At 70.2% G+C, this 24,645-nt stretch carries 25 protein-coding genes; 13 read left to right on the forward strand and 12 right to left on the reverse strand.

Annotated elements, in window-relative coordinates:
- Positions 1-12: 12 nt before the first annotated feature.
- Together ACQCSX_RS20445 and ACQCSX_RS20450 are read left to right on the forward strand one after the other, a co-directional pair.
- Positions 13-456 (forward strand): (deoxy)nucleoside triphosphate pyrophosphohydrolase, encoded by a 444-nt coding sequence (locus ACQCSX_RS20445; protein WP_427017032.1) that lies wholly within the window; start codon positions 13-15, stop codon positions 454-456.
- Between the two features lie 63 nt (positions 457-519).
- Positions 520-729: a DUF5302 domain-containing protein gene (locus ACQCSX_RS20450; RefSeq protein WP_427017033.1), complete on the forward strand. Its 210-nt coding sequence runs from the start codon at positions 520-522 to the stop codon at positions 727-729.
- A 103-nt stretch (positions 730-832) separates the two neighbouring features.
- Here ACQCSX_RS20450 and ACQCSX_RS20455 read toward each other — a convergent pair.
- A protein-coding gene (locus ACQCSX_RS20455; protein ID WP_427018933.1) for an IS5 family transposase occupies positions 833-1,676 on the reverse strand; the annotation gives its coding sequence in 2 pieces (ribosomal slippage) (positions 833-1,369 and positions 1,371-1,676; 843 coding nt in all).
- Between the two features lie 103 nt (positions 1,677-1,779).
- Positions 1,780-2,901, reverse strand: a complete 1,122-nt coding sequence (locus tag ACQCSX_RS20460) for an Rv2578c family radical SAM protein (RefSeq protein WP_427017034.1) — start codon at positions 2,899-2,901, stop codon at positions 1,780-1,782.
- 119 nt (positions 2,902-3,020) lie between these two features.
- Here ACQCSX_RS20460 and ACQCSX_RS20465 point away from each other — a divergent pair, with 119 nt between their 5' ends.
- On the forward strand, positions 3,021-4,517 hold the full coding sequence (locus tag ACQCSX_RS20465; RefSeq protein ID WP_427017035.1) for a long-chain-fatty-acid--CoA ligase: 1,497 nt from the start codon (positions 3,021-3,023) through the stop codon (positions 4,515-4,517).
- Between the two features lie 21 nt (positions 4,518-4,538).
- Here ACQCSX_RS20465 and ACQCSX_RS20470 read toward each other — a convergent pair whose 3' ends face one another.
- Positions 4,539-5,171 carry an NUDIX hydrolase gene (locus ACQCSX_RS20470; protein WP_427017036.1) on the reverse strand — a complete coding sequence of 211 codons (633 nt, stop codon included), beginning with the start codon at positions 5,169-5,171 and terminating at the stop codon, positions 4,539-4,541.
- Between the two features lie 15 nt (positions 5,172-5,186).
- A complete protein-coding gene (locus ACQCSX_RS20475) occupies positions 5,187-5,804 on the reverse strand; it encodes a TetR/AcrR family transcriptional regulator (RefSeq protein WP_427017037.1) in 618 nt (205 codons plus the stop codon).
- A gap of 344 nt (positions 5,805-6,148) precedes the next feature.
- Between ACQCSX_RS20475 and ACQCSX_RS20480 the strand changes: the two genes are divergently transcribed.
- The 7 genes from ACQCSX_RS20480 to ACQCSX_RS20510 all read left to right on the forward strand — a co-directional run bounded on the left by ACQCSX_RS20480 (position 6,149) and on the right by ACQCSX_RS20510 (position 15,494).
- The gene (locus tag ACQCSX_RS20480; RefSeq protein WP_427017038.1) at positions 6,149-7,666 is read left to right on the forward strand and encodes an ABC transporter substrate-binding protein; all 1,518 of its coding nucleotides are present in this window, start codon (positions 6,149-6,151) and stop codon (positions 7,664-7,666) included.
- On the forward strand, positions 7,666-8,637 hold the full coding sequence (locus ACQCSX_RS20485; RefSeq protein WP_427019117.1) for an ABC transporter permease: 972 nt from the start codon (positions 7,666-7,668) through the stop codon (positions 8,635-8,637). Before ACQCSX_RS20480 ends, ACQCSX_RS20485 begins: the two co-directional genes overlap by 1 nt.
- A complete protein-coding gene (locus ACQCSX_RS20490) occupies positions 8,634-9,533 on the forward strand; it encodes an ABC transporter permease (RefSeq protein WP_427017039.1) in 900 nt (299 codons plus the stop codon). Before ACQCSX_RS20485 ends, ACQCSX_RS20490 begins: the two co-directional genes overlap by 4 nt.
- Complete coding sequence (locus ACQCSX_RS20495; protein WP_427017040.1) at positions 9,530-11,368, forward strand: ABC transporter ATP-binding protein; 1,839 nt, start codon at positions 9,530-9,532, stop codon at positions 11,366-11,368. Before ACQCSX_RS20490 ends, ACQCSX_RS20495 begins: the two co-directional genes overlap by 4 nt.
- Positions 11,365-12,171 (forward strand): SDR family NAD(P)-dependent oxidoreductase, encoded by an 807-nt coding sequence (locus ACQCSX_RS20500; protein ID WP_427017041.1) that lies wholly within the window; start codon positions 11,365-11,367, stop codon positions 12,169-12,171. The genes ACQCSX_RS20495 and ACQCSX_RS20500 overlap by 4 nt, the downstream gene beginning before the upstream one ends.
- Positions 12,168-14,255, forward strand: coding sequence for an acetate--CoA ligase family protein (locus tag ACQCSX_RS20505; protein WP_427017042.1), 2,088 nt, complete (start codon positions 12,168-12,170; stop codon positions 14,253-14,255). The genes ACQCSX_RS20500 and ACQCSX_RS20505 overlap by 4 nt, the downstream gene beginning before the upstream one ends.
- A gap of 78 nt (positions 14,256-14,333) precedes the next feature.
- The gene (locus tag ACQCSX_RS20510) at positions 14,334-15,494 is read left to right on the forward strand and encodes an acyl-CoA dehydrogenase family protein (protein ID WP_427017043.1); all 1,161 of its coding nucleotides are present in this window, start codon (positions 14,334-14,336) and stop codon (positions 15,492-15,494) included.
- Positions 15,495-15,574: 80 nt separating this feature from the next.
- Here the strand turns inward: ACQCSX_RS20510 and ACQCSX_RS20515 are convergent.
- A protein-coding gene (locus tag ACQCSX_RS20515) for an IS5 family transposase (RefSeq protein ID WP_427017044.1) occupies positions 15,575-16,487 on the reverse strand; the annotation gives its coding sequence in 2 pieces (ribosomal slippage) (positions 15,575-16,111 and positions 16,113-16,487; 912 coding nt in all).
- Between the two features lie 35 nt (positions 16,488-16,522).
- A protein-coding gene (locus ACQCSX_RS20520; RefSeq protein WP_427018933.1) for an IS5 family transposase occupies positions 16,523-17,366 on the reverse strand; the annotation gives its coding sequence in 2 pieces (ribosomal slippage) (positions 16,523-17,059 and positions 17,061-17,366; 843 coding nt in all).
- A gap of 106 nt (positions 17,367-17,472) precedes the next feature.
- On the opposite strand from ACQCSX_RS20520, the gene ACQCSX_RS20525 reads away from it, so the two are divergent.
- Genes ACQCSX_RS20525 through ACQCSX_RS20535 form a run of 3 tightly spaced genes read left to right on the forward strand, consistent with a single transcriptional unit; the run spans position 17,473 to position 20,027 of the window.
- Positions 17,473-18,156, forward strand: a complete 684-nt coding sequence (locus tag ACQCSX_RS20525; protein ID WP_427017045.1) for an enoyl-CoA hydratase/isomerase family protein — start codon at positions 17,473-17,475, stop codon at positions 18,154-18,156.
- The gene (locus ACQCSX_RS20530) at positions 18,153-19,028 is read left to right on the forward strand and encodes a 3-hydroxybutyryl-CoA dehydrogenase (protein ID WP_427017046.1); all 876 of its coding nucleotides are present in this window, start codon (positions 18,153-18,155) and stop codon (positions 19,026-19,028) included. The genes ACQCSX_RS20525 and ACQCSX_RS20530 overlap by 4 nt, the downstream gene beginning before the upstream one ends.
- 12 nt (positions 19,029-19,040) lie before the next feature.
- The gene (locus ACQCSX_RS20535) at positions 19,041-20,027 is read left to right on the forward strand and encodes an alpha/beta fold hydrolase (protein ID WP_427017047.1); all 987 of its coding nucleotides are present in this window, start codon (positions 19,041-19,043) and stop codon (positions 20,025-20,027) included.
- A 32-nt stretch (positions 20,028-20,059) separates the two neighbouring features.
- Here ACQCSX_RS20535 and ACQCSX_RS20540 read toward each other — a convergent pair whose 3' ends face one another.
- The 6 genes from ACQCSX_RS20540 to ACQCSX_RS20565 are packed head-to-tail and all read right to left on the reverse strand — an operon-like array spanning position 20,060 to position 24,539.
- Complete coding sequence (locus ACQCSX_RS20540) at positions 20,060-20,707, reverse strand: SIMPL domain-containing protein (protein ID WP_427017048.1); 648 nt, start codon at positions 20,705-20,707, stop codon at positions 20,060-20,062.
- Positions 20,708-20,709: 2 nt separating this feature from the next.
- Positions 20,710-21,195, reverse strand: coding sequence for a hypothetical protein (locus ACQCSX_RS20545; RefSeq protein ID WP_427017049.1), 486 nt, complete (start codon positions 21,193-21,195; stop codon positions 20,710-20,712).
- The gene (locus tag ACQCSX_RS20550; protein ID WP_427017050.1) at positions 21,192-21,941 is read right to left on the reverse strand and encodes a hypothetical protein; all 750 of its coding nucleotides are present in this window, start codon (positions 21,939-21,941) and stop codon (positions 21,192-21,194) included. Before ACQCSX_RS20550 ends, ACQCSX_RS20545 begins: the two co-directional genes overlap by 4 nt.
- Positions 21,938-22,645, reverse strand: a complete 708-nt coding sequence (locus ACQCSX_RS20555) for a hypothetical protein (protein WP_427017051.1) — start codon at positions 22,643-22,645, stop codon at positions 21,938-21,940. Before ACQCSX_RS20555 ends, ACQCSX_RS20550 begins: the two co-directional genes overlap by 4 nt.
- Positions 22,642-23,154, reverse strand: coding sequence for a hypothetical protein (locus ACQCSX_RS20560; protein WP_427017052.1), 513 nt, complete (start codon positions 23,152-23,154; stop codon positions 22,642-22,644). The genes ACQCSX_RS20555 and ACQCSX_RS20560 overlap by 4 nt, the downstream gene beginning before the upstream one ends.
- A 2-nt stretch (positions 23,155-23,156) precedes the next feature.
- Positions 23,157-24,539, reverse strand: coding sequence for an AAA family ATPase (locus ACQCSX_RS20565; RefSeq protein WP_427017053.1), 1,383 nt, complete (start codon positions 24,537-24,539; stop codon positions 23,157-23,159).
- Between the last annotated feature and the right edge of the window lie 106 nt (positions 24,540-24,645).

Genomic DNA, 24,645 nt, shown 5'->3' on the forward strand with positions numbered 1-24,645 from the left:
TAAACTGGCCAGGTGAATGAGCTGAAACAAATAGTTGGCGGAGCCATAGTCGATTCGCTGGAGCGGCCGCGGATGTTGCTGGCCGCCCGGCGCACGGCGCCCGAGGCCTTTGCCGGCATGTGGGAGTTCCCCGGCGGCAAGGTGGAGCCGGGGGAGGGCCTTGAGGAGGCGCTGCATCGGGAGCTGGCGGAAGAGCTGGGCGTTGAGGTCCGGCTGGGCGCCGAGGTTGAAGGGACGACGGCGGCCGGCTGGCCGTTGAACACCGCCGCGGCGATGCGCGTGTGGCTGGCCGAGGTCACGGTGGGGGAGCCGGCGCCCCTGGAGGACCATGACGAGCTGCGCTGGCTGCCGCTGGACGGCAGAGCCGGGCTGCTCGGACTGCCCTGGATTCCGGCGGACTTTCCGATCGTGCATGCCGTGCTGGCGGCCACTGCTGCACGGTCCGCCGCGGACTAATACTGTTCCATTCGCCGGGGCCTGTGCCAGACTGAAGTCTCACGCACGATCCAGGAGGTTTTGATGACGTCGTCTGACAATCACCACGACGGAGCAAGCACGGCGCAGGCCAGCACCACGGCCAGCGATGAAATGAAGGCAAAGTTCCGCGAGGCACTTGACCGCAAAAACAACCAACACCATGCGACGGTGGAGGCTGCCACGGGAGCCAAGATCAACCACCAGCATGGATCAGAATCGCAGAAGCGCGAATTCCGCCGCAAGAGCGGATAGCAGCGGGCCATACAAATACGCAGGGCCGGGGCAGCACCAGCTGCCCCGGCCCTGCGTATTTGTGCCACCGGCTGGCAATTGGCCCTTCGCGGACCGGTGGCCGCTAGGGCGTGTCTCCCAATGCGGCGCTCCAGATGACGACGGCGTGCAGGACGGCCGCTGAGCGGTAGGTGAGGGCCAGTTTGTCGTAGCGGGTGGCCAGGGACCGCCATTGCTTGAGGGTGTTGAAGCTGCGCTCGACCACATTGCGCCGTTTGTAGGCGTCCCTGTCGTATCTGACGGGGCGTCCCCCGGCGGAGCCCTTGCGTTTCCGGTTGGCCTTCTGGTCGTCCTTTTCCGGGATAACGCACTCGATGCCCCGCCCGCGCAGGTACGCCCGGATTGCTTTGGAGGAATAGGCCTTGTCGGCCATGGCCCGGTCCGGGCGGGTGCGGGCCCGGCCGGGACCGGGCCTTTCTACCTTCAGGGCCTCCATGAGGTTCTCAAACATCGGCGAGTCCCCGCCCTGGCCCGGCCCCAGCAGCAGGACCAGGGGACGCATGTTGCCATCCACCAGGGCGTGGATCTTGGTGGTCAGCCCGCCGCGGGACCGGCCGATGGCATGGTCCTCAGGCTCGTCGAGCAGATTCCTGTAATTCGACAGGTCCCCCTGTGTGGCGGGGCAGGTTCGTGCCGTGCTGGTGGGCACGGTTGACCGTGGAGTCGATCGAGACCTCCCAGTTGATCAGCCCGGCCGTGTCCGCGCGGGTCAGCAACGCCGCCAGGACCTTGTCCCAGGTCCCGTTGGCGGCGTTGCGGCGGTGGTGCTTCCACACGGTCTTCCACGACCCGAAATAGGCAGGGAGATCACGCCATGGGATCCCTGCCCGGTAGCGGTAGATGATGCCCTCGGTCATCAGCCGGTGGTCGTTGAAGGGTCGGCCCGGTTTCCCCGACGAATCGGGCATCAACGGGGCAATGGACTCCCACTGGGCATCGGACAACACGGAATAGCGAGAAGGCACCCATCAATCATGCCAAACCGCAAAACCACTGATTAGGAGACACACCCTAGAACAGCACCGGCTGCAGGTCTGAGCCGGGCCGGCCGGCCGGTGCCGGTGCGCCGATCCGGCGGATGTCGGGGAGGGCGCCGTCGGGGTACTGGGCCTCCTCCGCCCGGGCGTCGTGGATGAACCCGGCGCTGCCGGCAAAGCCGTGGCGTTTCTTGAAGAAGGCCACCCGCCCGGCCAGCCACTGCCTGTACTCCTTGGCGGCGTAGGCGCCGGTGCCGTAGAGCCTGCGGTAGCGTCCCACCAGTGCCGGATGGTCGCGGGCCAGCCAGGCCATGAACCATTCCCGGGTGCCGGGGCGCAGATACAGTGCCCCTGCGCTGACCCCCGTGGCACCGGCGGCGGCGAGGGAGGAAAACAGCGAGTCAAGGGCGCCGTCGCCGTCGGTGAGCCAGGGCAGGATGGGCATGGCCATGACGCCGCAGGGCAGCCCGGCCTCGCGCAGCCGTGCGATCAGGGCCAGCCGGGCCCGCGGCGACGGCGTTCCGGGTTCGACGGCGTGGGCCAGGGCCTCGTCGGTCAGCGCCAGCGAGATGCCCATGCCGACCGACACCGCCGAGGACGCCTCGGCCAGCAGCGGTATGTCTCGGGCCAGCAGGGTCCCCTTGGTGAGGATGGAAAACGGTGTGCCGGATCCGGCGAGGGCCTCGATGATGCCCGGCATCAGCTTGTACCGGCCCTCGGCCCGCTGGTAGGGATCGGTGTTGGTGCCCAGTGCGACGTGGTGGCGCTGCCAGGTGGGCTTGTTGACCTCGCGGTGCAGCACCTCGGCCACATTCACCTTGACCACCAGCTGGGAATCGAAGTCCGCCCCGGCGTCGAGGTCCAGGTAGGTGTGGCTCTTGCGTGCAAAGCAGTACACGCAGGCATGCGAGCAGCCCCGGTAGGGGTTGATGGTCCACTCGAATGGCATGGTGGATCCCGCGGGGACCTTGTTCAGCGCGCTTTTGGCCGCGACCTCGTGGAAGGTGATGCCGGCAAAGTCCGGGGTGGAGACGCTGCGCAGCAGGCCGGCGAGGGGGAGCAGCGGCAGCGTGGCGGCAGGGGACCCGGCACCCGGGGAGGCCCCGCCGTCGTCCTCGAAGACGTCCTGCCCTAGCTCCTGGCTGCTCCACCGCATGGACTAATTCGAACATATGTTCTAAAATGAGTCAAGGGCCGCAAGGCGGTGTGGCGTTGGTCGCCACCTTGGCCCCGCAGTTACGCTGGTGCCACCACAGCCCACCCAAGGAGCCCGGAATGACCAATCTGGCCAGCACCGTCACCGCGTCTGCCCAAGCCCATGCCGGCACCACCGCCATCAAGATGGACGACGTCCGGGTGTCCTACGCCGCCCTGGATGCGCTCAGCGCCCAGGTGGCGGGGCTGCTGCGCAGCAAGGGGGTGCAGCCGGGGGACCGGGTGGCGCTGGTCAGCCCCAACATTCCCCAGATGCCGACCATCTACTACGGCATCTTGCGCCACGGAGCCATCGTGGTGCCGCTGAACCCGCTGCTGAAGGCCCGGGAGGTGGAGTACCACCTGGCCGACTCCGGCGCGCGGCTGGCCTTCGCCTGGGACGGCGTGCTGGCCGAGGTGGCGGCCGGTGCCGCGGCGGCCGGGGCGGAGGTGGTGCCGGTCGATGCCGGGTTTCTGGCCCTGCTGGCCGCGCAGGAACCACAAACCGAGGTGGCCCCGGCAGCCCCGGACGACACCGCCGTCATCCTCTACACCTCAGGCACCACGGGCCGGCCCAAGGGCGCCGAGCTCACGCATGAAAACCTGCGCAGCAACGCCCAGGCCTCCACGAAGCTGTTCAACATAGGGCAGGGCGACGTGATCTTCGGCGGCCTGCCGTTCTTCCACGTCTTCGGCCAGACCTGCGCGCTCAACGCCGCTGTCATGAGCGGGGCCACGGTGACCATCCTGCCGCGCTTCGACCCGGGAAAGGCGCTGGAGATCATCGAACGGGACAAGGTGACCATCTTCGAGGGCGTGCCCACCATGTACGTGGCCCTGCTGCGCGCGCGGGGGCGGGACGGATTTGACACCTCGAGCCTGCGGGTGGCCGCCTCGGGCGGCTCGGCGCTGCCGTTGGAGGTGCTGCGCGAGTTTGAGCGGGTCTTCGGGGCCACGCTGCTGGAGGGCTACGGACTCAGCGAGACCTCCCCGGTGGTCTCCTTCAACCAGCTGGACGGCATCCGCAAGCCCGGCTCCATCGGCACCGTGGTGCCCGGCGCCGAGCTGCGGATCCTTGACCCGGACGGGAACGACGTCGCAGCCGGCGAGGTGGGCGAGGTCGCCGTCGCCGGCGGGTACGTGATGAAGGGCTACTGGAACAACCCCGAGGCCACGGCCGCGGCGATTCCGGACGGCTGGTTCCGCACGGGGGATCTGGGCCGGATGGATGAGGACAAGGTGTTCTTTATCGTGGACCGCAAGAAGGACATGATCGTGCGCGGCGGCTACAACGTGTACCCGCGCGAGGTGGAGGAGGTCCTCTACGAGCACCCGGCCGTGGCCGAGGCGGCGGTGGTGGGCCGGCCCGACGACGTACTGGGCGAGGAAGTGGTGGCGGTGGTGGCGCTCAAGGACGGGGCCGAGGGCGCCGGCGATCCCGAGGCGCTCGCGGCCAGCATCCATGATTTCGTGAAGGACCGGCTGGCCGCCTACAAGTATCCGCGCCGCGTGGTGATCGTGGACGCCCTGCCCAAGGGCCCCACGGGCAAGATCCTCAAGCGCGAGATCACCGTGTGACCCCCGGCGGGCCCGGACTGGTCAGCGGGCCGTGAACGACGGCTCGGCGAGTCCGGCCACGCGCACCGCCCCGCCGCGCAGGACCACCTCGGCAAACTGGTAGAGGATGGCCCCCGTGGGGGCATGGACCAGCATGTCCTGGCGCAGCGGCAGCTGCAGGAGCGGTTCGGCGCCGGGCCGCGCCTGCCAGCGCGGGACGCCCGGGGCGGTCAGTGCCGACAGGGGCAGCGGGTGCAGCGAGGCCACCTCGGCCGGGTGCCGCCGCGGGTGCTGCTCGGTGTCCAGTAGGACGACGACGGGGGTGATGATGATGCCCCGGCTGGCGGGGAAATCATCCAGCAGGCCCAGCACCTGGGCCTCGGTGGCGGCGATACCGGTTTCCTCGGCGAGCTCGCGCAGGGCGGTTTCGGTGCCGCTCTCGCCCGGATCCATCCGGCCGCCGGGCAGTGCCCACTGGCCGGGATTGGAGCCGCGCGCGGCCCGCTTGATCATCAGGAAGTGCGCGGCCCCGTGCACCGGGTACACCGTGATGGCGACGGCCGCACGGCGCAGGTCGGTCTGGTCCATGCTGCGCCGGTCCCAGCCGGCCAGCCGGGGGCGCCACAGCTCCGCCAGTCGGGCCGGCTCCACCGCTGCATCCAATTCAGGCGCCATGTACCCGGTCTCCGTTCAGACGACGCTGGGCGCCATGGTCAGTTCCTTCTCCACAATGGAGACCAGCATGCTGCGCATATTGTCCACCGTCATCTCCGGTGCCCCGGTGAGGATCTTGATGGCCGCCCCGTCGGTGGCGGAGGTGAGCAGCCGGGCAAACGCCACGGCGTCGACGTCGCGGTAGATGCCCTGGCGCTGGCCGCGCCGGACAATGCTGACCACCGTGTCCATCCAGCGCGTGTAGAAATCGCTGTGGATGGGGCGCAGCGCAGGATTGAGGGTGGTTTCGGACCAGAATTGCAGCCAGATGGACCACTCGTTGCGGACCTGGACGCCCACGGGCAGTTGCAGTTCAATCAGAGCCAGCAGCCGTTTGTGGGCGTTGTCGATCTGGCGCAGCACGGTTCCCTGGCGTTCGAAGGCTTGGTCCACGCAATAGCGCAGTGCCTCGCGGAGCACGTCGTCCTTGCCGGGGAAGTAGTAATGGATAGTGCCGGTGCTGGTGCCGCAGATCCTGGCCACATCCTGGATCCGCACGTGGTGGTAGCCGCGCTCGGCCATGAGCTGCCATGCGGCCTCGAGGATGGCATTCCGCCGCGCCACCGAACCCCGCGGTTCTGTTGTATCGCTCATCAACGTTCCTCCCCGTACACCTAGCGTGTATCGATGACTATAACGTACGCCATCAACTGACGCGTCAGTCAGAAAATGACGAAGAATTTCCATCCGACGGGCCGGCCAGTTTCCGCATCTGCAAGTTTGTTACAGGTGAAAAATTCCCTGCAATCCGGGGATTTTTTGCGGAGGCTGGGTTCGACGCTTGACAGATGTGACGCCAAACACAAGGCTGTCCCCATGACCGATGCGTCAGTTAGCAGCGTCGCAGTCCCGCACAACTTCCTTCACCGCCGCAGGAGGCACAGCAGATGACCGTCCAACGACGACTCAAGAGTTTCCGCCTGGTTACAGCATTGGCCATGAGCGCCTCGCTCCTTGGTCTGGCCGCTTGTTCCTCCGGGGCGCCCGCCGGCCCGGCCGGAGCCGCCACCTCCGCCCCCCAGCCCGGTGGCAACCTCCGCGTGGGCATCGTCGGCGGCTCGGCCAAGGACTCGCTCGACGCCCACTCGCCCGTCACCCACCCGGACCAGGCCCGGGCCATCCAGCTCTACGACACCCTGGCCAGCTTCGACAATGAGCACAAGATCCAGATGTCCCTGGCCGACTCGATCACTCCGTCCGCCGACGCGACGGTCTGGACGGTCCATCTGCGCGCCGGACTGAAGTTCAGTGACGGCAAGCCGATCACGGCCGACGACGTCGTCTTCACCTTCAAACGGATCACCGATCCCAACTCGCCCACCGGTGGTTCCGCCTCGCTGGCCACGCTCAAGGGCGATGAGTTGAAGGCCACGGATGCGCAGACGGCAGTCTTCACCTTCAGCTCCCCGTTCGCCACCTTTCCCGACATTGCGGCCCAGTACGCCAGCGGCATCGTCCCGGTCGGCTACGACCCGAAGAAGCCCGTCAGCTCGGGTCCGTTCATGCTGGAAAGCTTCACGCCCGGACAGCAGAGCGTGTTCGTCAAGAACCCGAACTACTGGCGCCCCGGCCAGCCGTACCTGGACAAGGTCACCATCATCGACTTCCCGGACGACACCGCCCGGGTGAACGCCCTTTTGGGCGGCCAGGTGGACGCCATCGACCAGCTGCCGCTGGGCCAGGTGAACGTGGTCAAGGCCAACCCGGCGATGAAGGTGCTCGAATCCTCCACCGGATCCTGGCTGCCCTTCACCATGCGCGTCGACCAGGAGCCCTTCAACGACCCGAAGGTGCGCGAGGCGTTCCGCCTGATCGTGGACCGCCAGCAAATGGTGGACCAGGTGCTGGGCGGCCATGGCACGGTGGGCAACGACATGTACGCCCCGCTGGACGCGTGCTACCCCTCCGGCGTCGCACAGCGCAGCCAGGACATTGCCAAGGCCAAGGCCCTGCTGGCCGAGGCCGGCAAGAGCAACCTCCACGTCGACCTCGTGACCTCCTCCGTGGCCGCCGGCCTGGTGGAGGCGGCCCAGGTGTTCGCGGAGCAGGCCAAGGCCGCCGGCGTCACTGTCAACGTCAAGAAGGTCGACCCGGGCGAGTTCTATGGTGACCAGTACCTGAAGTGGACGTTTGCCCAGGACTTCTGGTTCACCCGTGACTACCTGTCGCAGTCCGCAACCTCCGGCTTCGCCGATTCGAGCTACAACGAGACGCACTGGGATGACAAGGCCTGGTCCGAGCTGGTCACCAAGGCCCAGGCGACCACCGACCAGACGGCCCGCTGCGAGCTGATCAAGGCGGCCCAGCAGATCGAATTCGACAGCGGCGGCTACATCATCTGGGGCTTCCCGAACAGCGTTGATGCCTACAGCTCCTCGGTCAACGGACTCTCCCCGGACAAGAGCGGCATCCCGCTGACCTCCTTTGGGTTCCGCAACGTATGGCTGGCCAAGTGATGAAGGCACAACGCGGAGGCATGGGCCGGATGCTGTTCCGGCGCTCGCTCTTCGGATTGTTCACCCTGTGGGTGGTGTCCCTGGTGGTCTTCCTGGCCACGCAGGCACTGCCCGGCGACGCGGCCCAGGCCATCCTGGGCCGCGAGGCCACCCCGGAACGGCTCGCCGCGCTGCGCGAGCAGCTGCACCTGGGCGGGTCGCTGCCGGAGCAGTACTTCAGCTGGTTGGGGAACCTGCTCTCCTTCAATCTCGGCACCTCGCTGGCCGGCGGCGTGCCGGTCGGCTCGGCGGTGGCCCCGATGCTGCTCAACTCCTCCGTGCTGATGCTGTGCTCGGCCGTCATCGCCATCCCGCTGGCCATCGGCATCGGCACCTGGAGCGCACTGAAGAAGGACACCACCGTGGACAACGTCACCGGCGTCGTCACGCTGGTACTGGCCTCGCTGCCGGAGTTTGTGGTGGGCGTGCTGCTGGTGCTGCTGCTCTCCACCGGGCTGTTCCACCTGTTCCCCGCCGTCTTTGTGATGGTCCCGGGACAGCAGGTCTGGAGCAACCCCGCCCAGCTGGTGCTGCCGGTGCTGACCCTGGTGCTGGCCGTCAGCCCCTACGTCATCCGGATCATGCGGGCCACAATGCTGGAGGTTCTGGACAGCCAGTACGTCCAGCAGGCGCGGCTGAAGGGCCTGCCCGAGCAGACGGTCATCCTGCGCCACGCGCTGCCGAATGCCATCGGCCCGGTGGCCCAGGTCATCGCCCTGCAGCTCGCCTGGCTGATCGGCGGCGTGGTGATCGTGGAATACCTCTTCCGCTTCCCGGGCGTCGGCTTCCAGCTGATCGACGCCGTGACCAACCGGGACATGCCCGTGGTCCAGGCGCTGGCCATCATCATCGCCCTCTTCTACGTCGTGGTGAACTTGTTCGCCGACGTCGTCACCCTCGCCGCCAACCCGAAAGTCAGGACAGCGCTATGAGCAACGGCGTCGCCACCGCGGACATCCACCGCTCCGCGGTACCTCCGCGGACCACGCGCAAGCAGGGCCTGTTGCGGCGGGCCCTGAAATCCCGCCGGACCAGGGTTGGCCTGCTGATGAGCGCCCTGGTGCTGGTCGTGGCCTTCCTGGGTCCGTTGGTGGCCCCGCATTCGCCCACCGACTTTGTCGCCGCACCCTTCTCTCCCGCCGGCATCGGCGGCCCGTTCGGCACCGACAACCTCGGCCGGGACGTGCTCTCGCGCTTCCTGGCCGGCGGGCAGACCCTGATGGTCCTGGCCCTGCTGGGCACGGCCCTGGGCGTGGGGCTCGGTGCCGTGGTGGGCGTGGTTGCCGCCTACCGGCGCGGCTGGCTGGACGAGGCCCTGATGCGCACCGGCGACGTGGCCCTGGCCTTCCCGCAGATTGTGCTGGCGCTGCTGTTCCTGTCCATCATCGGCCCGCAGCTGTGGCTGCTGGTGCTGATGGTCGGGATGGGGCATCTGCCCCGGGTGGCGCGCGTGGTCCGCGGCGCGGCGATGTCCGTCGTCGAACGCGATTTTGTGAAGGCGGCCGAATCCGTCGGCATCCCGCGCTGGCGGATCGTGCTGGGCGAGATCGTCCCGAACATCAGCTCCACCCTGGCCGTGGAGTTCGGCCTGCGCCTGACCTACTCGATCGGGCTGGTCGCGGGGCTGAGCTTCCTGGGCCTGGGCATGCAGCCCCCGGCCGCCGACTGGGGCCTGATGATCAATGAAAACCGGATCGCCCTGACGGTCTCGCCGTGGTCGGTGGCGCTGCCCGTCATCGCGATCGCGGTGCTGACCGTGGGCACCAACCTGGTCACGGACGGACTGGCCAAGGCGGCCATCGGCAGCGACGAAGGAGTCACCGCATGAGCACCTCCGCACCCACCCTGGTGGTGGACAACCTGAAGATCGTTGGAGTCCCCTCGATGGCCGCGATCATCGAGGAGCTCTCGCTGGAGGTGCGTCCGGGCGAAATCCTGGGCGTGGTCGGCGAGTCCGGCTCCGGCAAGACCACCCTGGGCCTGGCCCTGCTGAACTACTGCAAGGAGGGGACCGAGCTCGGTGGCGGCAGCGTGAGCGTCGCCGGCCAGGAGCTGGCCGGACTGCACTGGCGCGAGGTGCGCCGGCTGCGCGGGACGACCGTGGCCTACATTCCCCAATCCCCGGCGTCGGCGCTGAACCCGGCGCTGCGCATCGGCACCCAGCTCAAGGAATGCCTCGCCGGCCCGCCGGCCCAGGTGCTGGAGCGGGTCCGCGAGGTGCTGCGCGAGGTGGCGCTGGACGACGACGACGCCTTCCTGGCCCGCTATCCGCACCAGCTCTCCGGCGGCCAGCAGCAGCGCGTGGCCATCGCCATGGCCTTCACCGCCCGGCCGGCGCTGATCGTGATGGACGAGCCGACCACCGGGCTGGACGTGAGCACCCAAGCACACGTGCTGGCCACCGTCCGCCAGATGTGCCAGACCTACCACTGCGCCGCCGTCTACATCAGCCACGACATGGCAGTGGTGGCCGAGCTGGCGGACCGGATCGTGGTGATGTACTCGGGCCGGATCGTGGAGATCGGCGCCACCGCCGAGGTGCTGGCCAACTCCCGCCACCCGTACACCGGCCGGCTGCTGCTGGCCGTGCCGGACCTGGACGCCAAGCGTCCGATGATCGGCATTCCGGGGCACGCGCCCTCACCCCTGGCCCGGCCGCAGGGCTGCGCCTTTGCCCCGCGCTGCCCGCTGGCCGGCGACGGCTGCACGACGGCGCCGCCGGCGGCCACCGAGGTGGGGCCGCGGCACACCGTGCGCTGCTTCAAGGCCGACCTGCCGCTGCCGGTGGTCCCCGCACGCACGGCCCCGGTCCGCGTGGCCCGGGACGCGGGGGAGCGGCCGATGGTGCAGATCAGCGGCCTGAAGGCCGGCTACGGCAGCCACACTGTGCTGGAGGACATCAGCCTGGACGTCTACGCCGGGGACTGCGTGGCCCTGCTGGGCGAATCCGGCTCCGGCAAGACCACGCTGAGCCGAGCCATCGCGGGGCTGCACCACAATTTCACCGGCGGGCTCACTCTGGACGGCGAGCAGCTGGCCGCGGACAGCTTCAAGCGCACCAAGGACCAGCGCCGCCGGGTGCAGTACATCTTCCAGAACCCCTACGAGTCGCTGAACCCCCGCCGCACGGTCGAAGAGCTGATCCTGCAGCCGGTCACGGCGGTGCGCGGGAAGGTGCGCAACGGCCGGGAAATCGTGGCGACGGCGCTGGAACGGGCCTCGCTGCGCCCCGACCACGCCCGGCGCTACCCGGACCAGCTCAGCGGTGGCGAGCGCCAACGCGTGGCCATCGCCCGGGCCCTGGCCACGGAGCCGGAGGTGCTGATCTGCGATGAGATCACCTCCGCGCTGGACGTGTCGGTGCAGTCCTCGCTGGTGGACCTGCTGCGCACCCTGCAGGCCGAGATGGGGCTGACCCTGCTGTTCATCACCCACAACATTGCCCTGGTGCGCAACATCGCCCAACAGGTGGCCGTGCTCGAGCGCGGCCGGATCGTCGAATTCGGAGAGGTGGAGGGCGTGTTCGCCAACCCCCAGCATGGCTACACCCGCTCGCTGATTGCCGCGACGCCCAACTTCCAGCTGGCCGAGGGCCTGCACACGGCCGGCACCGCGGAGCTGCCGCTGGCCGGATCCGGGCTGGCCTCGGTGAGGTCGCTGTGAGCGCGGCCCCGAGCTTCCACCCGGCGGCGCTGGCCGGCAAGGTGGTGCTGGTCACCGGCGGCGGAACGGGCATCGGCCGGGCCTCGGCGCTGGCCATGGCCGCCTGCGGCGCGAAGCTGGTGCTCGCCGGACGGCGCGAGGTGCTGCTGAAGGAGACGGCGGAGCTGGTCCGCGCCGCCGGCAGCGAGGCCGTGGTGGTGGCGGGCGACATCCGCGAACCCGAGTCCGCCGGCGAATTGGTGGACGCGGCACTGGCCGCGTTCGGCCGGATCGACGTGCTGGTCAACAATGCCGGCGGCCAGTTCCAGGCCCCGGCCGAGGACATCACGCTCAACGGCTGGCGGGCCGTGCACCGGCTCTCCGTGGATTCGGTCTGGAACCTCACCCGCGAGGTGGCCGTGCGGGCCATGATCCCGCAGCGCTCCGGGCTGCTGGTCTTTATGGCCTTCTCCCCGCACCGGGGGATCCCCGGCATGGTGCACGCCACGGCGGCCCGGGCCGCCGTCGAAAACCTGGCCTCCGGGCTGGCGCTGGAATGGAGCCGCTACGGCATCCGCTCCGTGGCCGTGGCCCCGGGCAGCATCGTCAGCGAGGGGCTGGAGCAGTACTCCGCGCAGGCCCGTGCCGAATGGGAGCAGGGCGTCCCGCTGGGCCGGCTGGGCCAGCCCGACGACGTCGCCGGCGCCATCACCTTTCTGGCCACCGACGCCGCCCGCTACATCACAGGAACCACCATCACCATCGACGGCGGTGCCGACGCCTGGGGCTCAGGCCGGCCCGTCCCCGCAAAGGAGCTGCCATGACCATCACCATCGAGCCCGCCGCGTCGGCCACGGCCACGGCCAAGTCCGGGGCCCTGGACGCGCTCTTTTCGCCCAATGCCGTGGCGATCATCGGCGCCAGCGACGACACCCGCAAGTACGGCAACTGGCTTGCCGTCCAGGCGCTCAAGGGGGACATCCCCGTGCATCTGGTGAACCACACGCGGCCCACCGTACTGGGCCGCCCCACGGTGCCCAGCGTCAGCGCCGTCGGCAGCCCCGTGGAGCTGGCCGTGGTCGCCGTGCCGGCCGCCGGCTTCGAGGCGGCGGTGGACGATGCGCTCGCCGCCGGCGCCAAGGCGATCGTGGGCATCAGCGCCGGCCTGGGCGAGGCGGGAGCTGCGGGCCTTGCGCTGCAGGAGCGCATCACGGCCAAGGTCCGCGCCGCCGGCGCCCGCCTGCTCGGGCCCAACTGCCTGGGCGTGCTGGACCACAGTAGCGGCCTGAGGCTGGCCTCCAACGAATTCCCGGTGGGCACCATCGGGGTCATCTCGCAGAGCGGGAACCTGGCCCTGGAGCTGGCCACCCTGCTGGTGGACCACGGCCTGGGCGTGTCCCGCTTTGCCAGCCTGGGCAACCAGGCCGACCTGGAGGCCGCGGACCTGATCGACGCCTATGTCGACCACGAGGGCACCGCCGCCATCGCGGTGTACTGCGAGGACTTCCGCGACGGCCGCCGCTTTGCCCGGGCCGCCCAGCGGGCCGCGGAGGCCGGCAAACCGGTGGTGCTGCTGACGGTGGGGGCCACCGATGCCTCGGTGCGCAATGCCAAGTCCCACACCGGCGCCATGGTCTCCTCCGGCGTCGTCGTCGAGGCCGCCTGCCGTGCCGCCGGCATCGAGCAGGTGTCCTCCCCGGCGCAGATGGCGCATCTGCTCCAGGCGCTGGTGCGCAGCACCGTGCCGCGCGGGTCGCGCACGGCGGTGTTCGCCGACGGCGGCGGCCAGGCCTCCGTGGCCAGCGACAGCGCCGCGGCGCAGGGGCTCGACGTCGTCGAATTCGGTCCAATGCTGCAGGCGGCGGTGGCCGCGGAACTGCCGCCCACGGCCGCGGTGAGCAACCCGGTGGACGTGGCCGGCGGCGGGGAGCAGGACATCATGTGCTTCCCCCGGGTGCTGGCGCACCTGTCCGCCAGCGCCGACGTCGACGCCACCCTGATGAGCGGCTACTTTGGCGGCTACGGCAGCTACGGCCCCGAGCTGGCCGAGCGCGAGGTGGCGGCCGCCCGCGAGATGGCGGCCACGACGGCGGCCTCCGGCGGCACGGTGATCGTGCAGACGATGAACTGGCAGTCCGCCGGCGCCGATGCCCTGCGCGCGGGCGGGGTGCCGGTGTACCGCGGCATCGAGGAGGCGGCCTGGGCGCTGGGCCGGCTCGCCCGGCGGCACGCCGAACCGCCCACCGGCGTGCCGGAGCTGCCGGCGCCCGCCGGGCCGGTGGAGGACACCGGCTACTACGCCTCGCGGCGGGTGCTGGCGGCGGCGGGCGTTCCCTTTGCCGGTGCCGCCGAGGTGGCCACCGAGGAGGAGCTGCTCGAAGCCGCGGCACGGATGTGCTATCCGCTGGTGCTCAAGGCCTTGGGGGATGAGCACAAATCGGACCGCGGCGGGGTGCTCCTGAACCTGGCCGACGAGGCGGAGCTGCTCGCCGCCTGGCGCGGCATGGCGGAGCGGCTGGCACCGCCGTCGTGCTCGGTCGAGGAAATGGCCGATCTCTCCGGCGCCGTCGAACTGCTGGTGGGCGTGCGGCGCGATCCGCGCTTCGGCCCGCTGGTGCTGGTTGGCCTGGGCGGCGTCTTCGCCGAGATCCTCAAGGACGTCCGCTGCGCCCTGGGTCCCGTCACCGCGGCGCAGGCCAGGGACATGCTGCTCTCGCTGCGCGGGGCGGCCCTGCTGACCGGGGCCCGCGGCCGCGCCCCGGTGGATGTCGACGCCGCCGCGGCGATCGTCGCGCAGATCTCCGCACTGGCCGCCGCGCACCCGGAAATCGCGGAAATCGAATGCAACCCGGTGGCGGCCACGCCCCGCGGCGCCCAGGCCCTGGACGCCCGCATCGTGCTCGGCTAAGCCGCCGGGCACCCCTTCTCCACCCTTTCCTTTCCACCTCGAACACTCCCAGAGAAAGCGGACCCCATGGACTTCCGGATGACACCACGCCAGATCGAGCTCAAGCAGCGCGCCATTTCCTGGACGAACGAAATGATGCAGTACGAGCTCGACTGCGAAATGAACAACGGCCTCAGCGCGGACCAGCATGCCAAGGTCAAGCAGCTGATCCTCAACCACGGCCTGGCCGCCATCAACATGCCCGCCGAGTGGGGCGGCGCCGGCCTGAGCGTGCTCGAGCACGCCATCGTCTCCGAGGAGGTGGGAAAGCTCACCGGCGCCCTCTGGGACACCCTGTGGCGCCCGGCCAACGCGCTCAAGGCCTGCACCCCGGCCCAGCGCGAGGAGTACCTGCTGCCGGAGATCCGGGGCGAACGCCGCGACGCCGTCGCCATCACCGAGCCGGAGGCCGGCTCGGACCCGCAGAACATCCAGACCACGGCGGTCAAGGACGGGGACTCCTACCTGATCAACGGCGAGAAGCTCTTTGTCACCGTCGGCGATGCGGCCGACTTTCTTCTGGTCCTGGCCAGCGTGGACGGTGCGCCCACCATGTTCATCGTGGACAAGGACCTGCCCGGCGTCTCCGTCAAGCGCACGCCGCGCTACACCCACACCTTCGTCTACGAGCACCCGGAATTCCTCTTTGAGGACGTGCGCGTGGGCGCCGACAAGATCCTCGGCGCCATCGGCCAGGGCTACGAGCTCACCCGCGACTGGTTCGTGGAGGAGCGGCTGATGATTGCCGCCCGCACCACCGGTGCCGCCGAGCGTGCCACCTTGCTGGCGGCCGAGTTCGCCAAGGAGCGCGTGCAGTTTGGCCAGCCGATCATCAACTTCCAGCTGATCCAGAACATGCTGGCCAAGAACACCGTGGACATCATGACCAACCGGGCGCTGACCTACCAGGTGGCGTGGGAGGCGGACCAGGGCATGGACCGCAAGCTGCTCAACGCCAAGGCCGCCGTCATCAAGCTCGGCGCCTCCGAGGCCTCCAACCGCTGCGTCGACAACGCGCTGCAGATCTTCGGTGGCCGCGGCTACATGCGCGAGAACCCGGTGGAGCGGCTGTGGCGCGAGCTGCGCGTGGACCGCATCTGGGAGGGCACCTCCGAGATCCAGACCATCATCATCGGCAACGAGATCAACAAGCGCGGAGCCGAGGGGCTGCTGGACTACGCCGGCGCGGTGCCGGCGTGACGGCGGTGCTGGACACCGCGGGCGCCGGCCCCGCCGGGGGCACCGGCCCGCTGGTGCTGGTGGAGGAGCATGGGCCCGTGCTAGGGCGTGTCTCCCAATGCGGCGCTCCAGATGACGACGGCGTGCAGGACGGCCGCTGAGCGGTAGGTGAGGGCCAGTTTGTCGTAGCGGGTGGCCAGGGACCGCCATTGCTTGAGGGTGTTGAAGCTGCGCTCGACCACATTGCGCCGTTTGTAGGCGTCCCTGTCGTATCTGACGGGGCGTCCCCCGGCGGAGCCCTTGCGTTTCCGGTTGGCCTTCTGGTCGTCCTTTTCCGGGATAACGCACTCGATGCCCCGCCCGCGCAGGTACGCCCGGATTGCTTTGGAGGAATAGGCCTTGTCGGCCATGGCCCGGTCCGGGCGGGTGCGGGCCCGGCCGGGACCGGGCCTTTCTACCTTCAGGGCCTCCATGAGGTTCTCAAACATCGGCGAGTCCCCGCCCTGGCCCGGCCCCAGCAGCAGGACCAGGGGACGCATGTTGCCATCCACCAGGGCGTGGATCTTGGTGGTCAGCCCGCCGCGGGACCGGCCGATGGCATGGTCCTCAGGCTCGTCGAGCAGATTCCTGTAATTCGACAGGTCCCCCTGTGTGGCGGGGCAGGTTCGTGCCGTGCTGGTGGGCACGGTTGACCGTGGAGTCGATCGAGACCTCCCAGTTGATCAGCCCGGCCGTGTCCGCGCGGGTCAGCAACGCCGCCAGGACCTTGTCCCAGGTCCCGTTGGCGGCGTTGCGGCGGTGGTGCTTCCACACGGTCTTCCACGACCCGAAATAGGCAGGGAGATCACGCCATGGGATCCCTGCCCGGTAGCGGTAGATGATGCCCTCGGTCATCAGCCGGTGGTCGTTGAAGGGTCGGCCCGGTTTCCCCGACGAATCGGGCATCAACGGGGCAATGGACTCCCACTGGGCATCGGACAACACGGAATAGCGAGAGAAGCACCCATCAATCATGCCAAACCGCAAAACCACTGATTAGGAGACACACCCTAGGGCGTGTCTCCCAATGCGGCGCTCCAGATGACGACGGCGTGCAGGACGGCCGCTGAGCGGTAGGTGAGGGCCAGTTTGTCGTAGCGGGTGGCCAGGGACCGCCATTGCTTGAGGGTGTTGAAGCTGCGCTCGACCACATTGCGCCGTTTGTAGGCGTCCCTGTCGTATCTGACGGGGCGTCCCCCGGCGGAGCCCTTGCGTTTCCGGTTGGCCTTCTGGTCGTCCTTTTCCGGGATAACGCACTCGATGCCCCGCCCGCGCAGGTACGCCCGGATTGCTTTGGAGGAATAGGCCTTGTCGGCCATGGCCCGGTCCGGGCGGGTGCGGGCCCGGCCGGGACCGGGCCTTTCTACCTTCAGGGCCTCCATGAGGTTCTCAAACATCGGCGAGTCCCCGCCCTGGCCCGGCCCCAGCAGCAGGACCAGGGGACGCATGTTGCCATCCACCAGGGCGTGGATCTTGGTGGTCAGCCCGCCGCGGGACCGGCCGATGGCATGGTCCTCAGGCTCGTCGAGCAGATTCCTGTAATTCGACAGGTCCCCCTGTGTGGCGGGGCAGGTTCGTGCCGTGCTGGTGGGCACGGTTGACCGTGGAGTCGATCGAGACCTCCCAGTTGATCAGCCCGGCCGTGTCCGCGCGGGTCAGCAACGCCGCCAGGACCTTGTCCCAGGTCCCGTTGGCGGCGTTGCGGCGGTGGTGCTTCCACACGGTCTTCCACGACCCGAAATAGGCAGGGAGATCACGCCATGGGATCCCTGCCCGGTAGCGGTAGATGATGCCCTCGGTCATCAGCCGGTGGTCGTTGAAGGGTCGGCCCGGTTTCCCCGACGAATCGGGCATCAACGGGGCAATGGACTCCCACTGGGCATCGGACAACACGGAATAGCGAGAAGGCACCCATCAATCATGCCAAACCGCAAAACCACTGATTAGGAGACACACCCTAGTGCTCCGGCTCAACCGGTCCGCCAAGCTCAACGCGCTCTCCACTGCCCTGGAGCAGGCCCTGCTGGAGGCGCTGCGCACCCCGGCGGTGGCCGCCGCCCGGGCCATCGTCTTCGCTGGCTCCGCCCGGGCCTTTTCCGCCGGTGCAGACACCTCCGAGCTGCCGGAGATGACGCCGGAGCGGATCGCCGCCTACTACCGGGGGAGCGGCTCGCTCTACGAAGTGGTCTCGCGGCTGCCGCAGCCCACCGTGGCGGCGGTCTCCGGCTACTGCCTGGGCGCGGGCTTCGAATTGGCGCTGGCCTGCGACATCCGGATCGCCGACGAGAGCGCAAGCTTCGGCCTGCCCGAGGTCGGGCTGGGCATCCTGCCCAGCTCCGGCGGCCTGACCCGGCTGGTCCGAGCCGTGGGTCCGGCCATCGCCCGCGAGGTCATCTTGTTCGGCGAACGCTTCCCCGCCGCCGAGGCCCGCCGGCTGGGCCTGGTCCGCGAGGTGGCTCCGGCCGGGGAGGCCCTGTCCGTGGCGCTGGAACGGGCGGCCTTCCTGGCCGGCCAGCCGGCCATGGCTGTGGCCTGGACCAAGGCGGCCATCGACGCCGCGGCCGAGTCGTCGGCGTCGGCGTCGTTGTTGATCGAGCAGCTCGCCTACGCCGCGCTGAACCGGCCGGCAGGGGGTCCGCAATGACGCGGGCTCCGGCGGGCGGCGCCATCGAGCGCGTGGGCGTGCTCGGCTGCGGGCTGATGGGAGCCGGCATCGCCGAGGTCTGCGCGCGCTCCGGCGCCGGCGTCGTCGTGGTGGAAGCCAGCGACGGCGCCGTGGCCACCGGCCGCAAGCGGCTCACCGCCTCGCTGGAGCGCGCCGTGGCCTCCGGCCGGCTGGACAGCGCGGCCCGCGACGAGGTGCTGGCGCGGATCAGCTTCGGCACCGGGATCGAGGCCTTCGCGGACCGGCAGCTGGTCATTGAGGCGGTGCCGGAGGTCCTGGAGCTGAAGCTGGACGCCTTCCGCCGGATCGATGCCGCCGTCGCGGACCCGGAGGCCATCCTGGCTTCGAACACCTCCTCCATCCCGATCGGCCGGATCGCGGCGGCCACCGGCCGGCCGGGGCAGGTGCTGGGCGTGCACTTCTTCAACCCCGTGCCGGTGCTGCCGCTGGTGGAACTGGTCAGCTCGCTGCAGACCAGCCCGGACACCCTGGCCCGGGCCCGCAGCTTTGCGGAGGGGTTGGGCAAGCAGGTGATCCTGGCCCAGGACCGGGCCGGATTTGTGGTCAATGCCCTGCTGGTGCCGTACCTGCTCTCGGCCATCCGCATGCTGGAGGCCGGGCATGCCAGCGCCGAGGACATCGACACCGGCATGGTGGCCGGCTGCGCCCACCCGATGGGGCCGCTGCGGCTCGCCGACCTGGTGGGGTTGGACACCACGCTGCACGTGGCCAATTCGCTGTACGGCGAATTCAAGGAACCGCACTATGCGCCGCCGGCCTTGCTGATGCGGATGGTGGATGCGGGACGGCTGGGCCGCAAGAGCGGCGCCGGCTTCTACACCTACGACTGAGAGGACTGCACCATGGACGTATTGACCCACGAAACGATCTCGCTGGAGGTCCGGCAGACGGGCTTCGATCGCCTCGGGCCGGTGGTGCGCAGCGCCGTCGTCGGCTCCGGACGGCGGGTGCACTACATCGACGAGGGCAGCGCGGAGGGCACGCCGCTGCTGTTCTTCGGCGGCGCCGGAACCACCGTGCGGGCCTTCGGGCTGATGGAGTTCGCCCGGTCCTTCCGCGAACAGCTGGGCATCCGGGTGCTCTCCGTGGAGCGCAACGGGCTGGGGCAGACGCCCTTCGACCCGGCGGTGGGCTTTGCCGAGCATGCCGCTGATGTCTGGTCCCTGCTGGATTCGCTCGGGATCGGGCAAGTTTCGATCATCGCGATCTCCGGCGGCGGGCCCTACGCGGCCAGGGTGGCGGCGGCACAGCCGGGGCGGGTGCGCTCCCTGCACCTGGCCTGCGCCTACTCCGAGCCGGTGGCGGACGTGGGGGCCAGGTTCGACGCCGAGCAGGTGGCCGCGGATCCCGTGGCCTGGTGGCAGTTCCCGGCCGCGAGCCCGGTCCACCGCATCCCGGGCTTCGACGATGCCGTGGTGGAGGAGGCCACCCGTGGCGTCTTTGCCCGCGGCCGCGATGTGGCACCCCAGGGGCTGGCCCAGGCCTTCGAGCTGTATTCGCGGACCCCGCTGCCGGATCTGTCGGCAGCAACGTGTCCTGTCTTTCTGTATTGGGGGAGTGAGGACGCGTTGGTGCCGGTGGTCCACATGCAGCGCTGGCGCCGGGCCCTGGCCGCGGCCACCCGCGGGCGGGCGGTGGTGGAACGGGTCTACCCCGGGGAGGGGCACGACGTCCAGTACCGGCACTGGGACCAGATCCTGGCCGATGTGGCACACCTGGGGCAGCGCATCGTGCTGACCCACCAAGGCCGCGCCACCCTTCAGACGCCGGAGGATGCCGCGCTCCTGCTGGCGGCCGGGGCAACCCCGGGCCTGGCGGCCTGGGCCTAGCCGGGTCCGCGGGGGCGGCTCAGAGGTGACGGTCAGCCCAGCTCCCAGGTGACGGTGAGGGCGGCGTCAATGCTGCTCTCACCGGCCTCGATGGGCATCGCCATGGACAGGGCCGCCCGCGCCAGCGGCCCGGGGTGTCCGGGACCGGCCGGGGTGCTCTCGCTGATGCTGCGCACCACCCCGAGCGTCCGCCCGGCCAGCTCCGCCAGCTGTCCGGCCTTGCGCAGGGCATCCTCCCACGCCAGGGTGCGCGCGGCCTCCGCCGCCTGGGCGGGGTCCTGCACGGAGGCGGTGAGGCCGTTGAGCCGCAGATCGTCGCCGCCGGCCTGCACCGCGGCGGCCACCACATTCTCCACACCGTCGACGAAGTCCAGTGCCACGGCCAGCGAGCCGCTGCCCACATAGCCCGTCACCACATTGCCCACGCCGTCCTGCCAGGTAGTGTCCGCCCGGATGTTCATGGCGGAGGTGGCCATCCTGGCACCCGGCACATTCAGGGTCGACAACCGGCGGACGACGGCGGACATCGCCTCGCCCGCCGCGGAGTAGGCGGCCTCCACGGTGCCGCGCCGCGATTCCACGCCAATGCTCAGGCTGAGCGCGTCAGGCGCCTGGCGGACGCTGCCTTGGCCCGTCACGGTGATGCTGTCCGGGTGGTGGTGCTGCTGGGGTGTCTGCATGGCTAGATGTCTCCTTGGATGGATGGTGTGGACGGACGACGGCGGAACCGTGCCTGGGTGGGAAGCTCGCGGTAGCCGCCGGCCAGCAGCCCCGCGCGGCGTTCAAAGAAATTGCGGCTGCCGGGATCCCCCGTGCGCCAGAGCGAGAACAGGGCGCAGGCAGCATAGAGCGGAAGGAAGGGCAGCCCCAGGCACAGGGCATACTGGGTGCTGTGGGCCCCCTCGTGGGCCAGCAGGGCCGGCCGGGCATCGATGAAGGCCCGCTCTCCCCGGTAGAGGATGACATTGCCCACCGTGAAGGCCCCGGCCAGCGGCAGCGTTGGTTTGTACCCGGTGCCCAGCAGCAGGCCGCCGGGCCCCTGCTGCAGCTCAGTCCGCGTGGCGGCCGCCAGCAGCAGGCCGGCCGGCGTGGAGAGGTTCAGCAGATTGGCCAGCTGGCGCACGCGCTCGCCGGTGGAGAGCCGGCCGGGCGCGGGGCTGCCGGTCATGGCGCCACCGACGCCGGCGTGACCGCCCCGGACGGGGGCATGGACACCGGAGCACCCGGCGCGGATGGGGCTGGCTTGGGCGTGGCCGGCGGAAGCATCGGCGCCGGCGCTGGCTTGGGCGTGGCTGAGGGGAGCAGCTGGAGCCGGTGTTTGATGGACTCGGCCACGGGCATCGTGGCCAGGAGCTGCCCGACGCCCGGTTTGGGCTTGCCGCAGACGTCGCTGGGCCTGGCGGCCACCATGGCCCGCCCCCGGGCATCCATCAGCCAGATCGTGGGCCCGACGACGCCGTCGGCGGTGCAGGCCTGGCCCTCCCTGGCCCGGTCGCTGGGCCTGGCCAGGGTCGCCAGCAACGGTCCAGGGTCTCCTGCGAGGTGGTCCTCCGAGCGAACGGACCACTGGCCCTCCGGAGTGGTCTCAAGCTCGTACACCCCGGAGCAGAGGACCACCAACACCGGAAAGAATCCCTCCGGCACGCTCCCGGCCACCGGCTGCGGCGGATGGCTGGCCCCGGGCACCAGCCCGGGGCCGCCGGCCGTGGCCAGGCAGTCAACATGGTCCACGAGGGCGGCCGGCGGCGGAGTGTAGCCTTTGGCGGCCCACGGCAGGACCTGGTATCCGGCCAACGCGGCGGTAGCGGCGACGATGAGGGCCAGACCCAGCCCGGCGGCCGGCACGCGGCCCCACACCAACGGCGCGCTGGGCCCCGGTGGATCCACCCGCTCCGGCTGCCGGCGCTCCGTCATGGCGCAGCCGTGGTCGACCGGGGAGTCTGCCAGGGGTCGGGCTCCACCAGATCCACCCGATGGGTGGTGGATTGCACCGTGGCCATCCCGGCCAGCGCCTGGTGCACGCCGGGTTTGGTCTTGCCGCAGCCGGTGGTGGGCCATTCGGCGATGATGGCCCGGCGCCGGGCATCCACCAGCCACAGTGTTGGCACGATTTCCAGATCCGCGGTGCAGGACTGGTCCGGCCTGGCCCGGTCGCTGGGTTCGGCCAGGGCCGCAAGCAGCGGCGCGAGGTCCCCGGAGAGACGCTCCTCGACCACCGCCCGCCCCTTGCCGCCAGGTCCGTCCACGAGGCCACCGGCCGTGCTGCACAGCACGGCCGCCGCTGGAGCAAAACCCTCCGGCACGCTGCCGCCCTCGGGGGCGGGGGAGCCTGTGGCATTCGGCGGGCTGACCGCAAACCGGGCCGAGGCCACGGAGTCAACGCGGTCCCGGACCACGGCCGGCGCCGGAAGGTAGTGTTCCACGGTCCAGGGCAGGAATTGGCAGCCGGCCAAGGCATGGGAGGAGGCAAGGGCCAGCGTGGGGAGCACGGCACGGCGCCGGAGCCCGGGCGCCCACGCCGGCCCCGGATCCGCCCGCTCCACCTGCCGGCCGCCCGCCATGCCAACATCGTAGCCGGACGGTGGCCGGCCCGGAGCGGGAACCATGGACCCGTTCACCGGTTGATGGTTTCGGTGACGGCCAGGGTGCCCAATGCCGCCTCGATGCCGGGTTTGGGCTTGCCGCACACGTCCGTGGGCCAGGCCGCCAGCATGGCCCGGCCGAAGACATCCAGCAGCCACAGGGCGGGCGGGGTGACCAGTTCCTCTGTGCAGGGCACCCAGGCGGCGGACCTGTCGCTGGGCTCCCGGACCGCTGCGACCAGCGGCCCAAGATCACCGGCATAGTGGATTTCAACAGATCCCGACCTAAGCCCTTGCGGGCCCGTCGTCATCACCGGCGTGACGCTGCAGACCACCGCCGACACCGGCTCAAACCCCGCGGGAATGCTGCCGCTCGCGGGCACCGGACCGGGGCAGGCCACGGCGTCCACAAGGGGCGCCGCCGGCGGCTGGTAATGCTCCACGGTGCCCGGCACGTAGCCGCAGCCCGCTGCCGCCGCACCGGCGCAGGCCAGCAGCACGGCGGCGGCGATGCGCCGCCCGGCGGCAGGGAATGGGCGCCGCACCTTTAGCCGCCGGAGCCGCTGCCCAGCAGGCTGCGGGTGAGCGCCTGGCCGGCGTCCAGCATGTCCTCCACCGCCTGCTCGAGATGGGCGTCGGCGGGGGACTGCCCGGCCAGCGCCGCCGCCAGGACCGTCCGGCGCACCAGCTCGCGGGCAAAGGACGCCGTGGTGCCCGCGGTGCGCCGCGCCACCCGGTCCAGCGCCTGCGGGGAGAAACCCACGGTCCGGGCGTAGAGCGCCAGCAGGGCCCGGCGCTCCGCCTCGGCCGGGAGCGGTATCTCCACCGCGAGGTCCACCCGCCCGGGCCGCTGGGCCAGGGCCCGCTCGAGCAGGTCGGGACGGTTGGTGGTGAGCACAAAGGCGACGTCGGCGTCGTCGTCGAGCCCGTCCATCGCCTCCAGCACCTCAAAGAGCAGCGGCTGGGGACCATGGCCGAAACTGCGGTCCTCGGCAATCAGGTCGCAGTCCTCCAGCACCACCAGGGAGGGCTGCATGGCCCGGGCCAGCGCGGCCGCCTGCGCGACGAAGGCCAGCGTGTTGCCGGAGAGCAGGATGGCGGTGGTGCCGCTGCTTTGGCCCAGCAGATAGCGCACGGTGTGCGTCTTGCCGGTGCCCGGCGGCCCGTAGAGCAGGATGCCGCGCTTGAGGTGCTGGCCCAGCGCCGCCAGCGTCCCGCGGTGGGCGGCCATCCCCACGGTGTGGGCCGCCACCTGCTCCAGCAGCCCGCCGGGCAGGATCACCTCGGAGGCATCCAGCGCCGGGCGGTGGTGGAAGCCGACGCCGGCGCCGGAAGGGCCATAGCTGCTGGGCGTCAGCGACACCACCTGGCCCTTGATCACGCTTTGGCTTTCCAGCGAGCGCCGGACGGCGCCGAGCAGCTCCGCCGACGCCTCCGGATGCGGGGCCAGCACCTCCAGCGACGCCGACTCGCGGCCGTAGCGCGGGTTGGCGCCGCGCTGCATCACGGCCAGCGGCACGCCGCCGCGGGAGAAGAGCCAGATGCCCAGCGCCACCACCTGCCGCTGCGTGTCCGGGCCGACGGCGACATTGGCGAAGTCGGGCTGGCCCAACGGGAAGGCGGCATACATGGTGGCCTGCTGGAGGATGTCGCTGAATGAGGAGTGGTGGCGCTGGTCGCCGCCGCCCACGCCCAGCAGCTCGTGGCCTCCATCCTGCTCCGCGACCGCAGACATCAGGATGTCCAGGTCCGCCAGGCGGTTCGCCGGCACCTCCTCCACCACCACGGGAAAGGAGGCCGCGGGCCGGCCCAGATGCTCCGTCAGCCGCGCCAGCAGCGCCCCGCCGTGTTCGACGGGCGGCTGGTGCGCCTGGGCGAGCCGGACGGCGGCGGAAAAGTCGTCTATGAAGGTCCCCACACGATCATCCATGGCCCGAGGCTACCACCGGCACGGGTTCGGGCTGCGCGGGCAGTTCCACTAGAATGAACCGGGCGGGTGGACAGACCCCGCCGTAGCCGTCGGAACGAGCATAGGT

The organism is Pseudarthrobacter sp. P1 (genome assembly GCF_050156935.1).
In the GTDB taxonomy this organism is placed as follows: Bacteria; Actinomycetota; Actinomycetes; order Actinomycetales; family Micrococcaceae; genus Specibacter.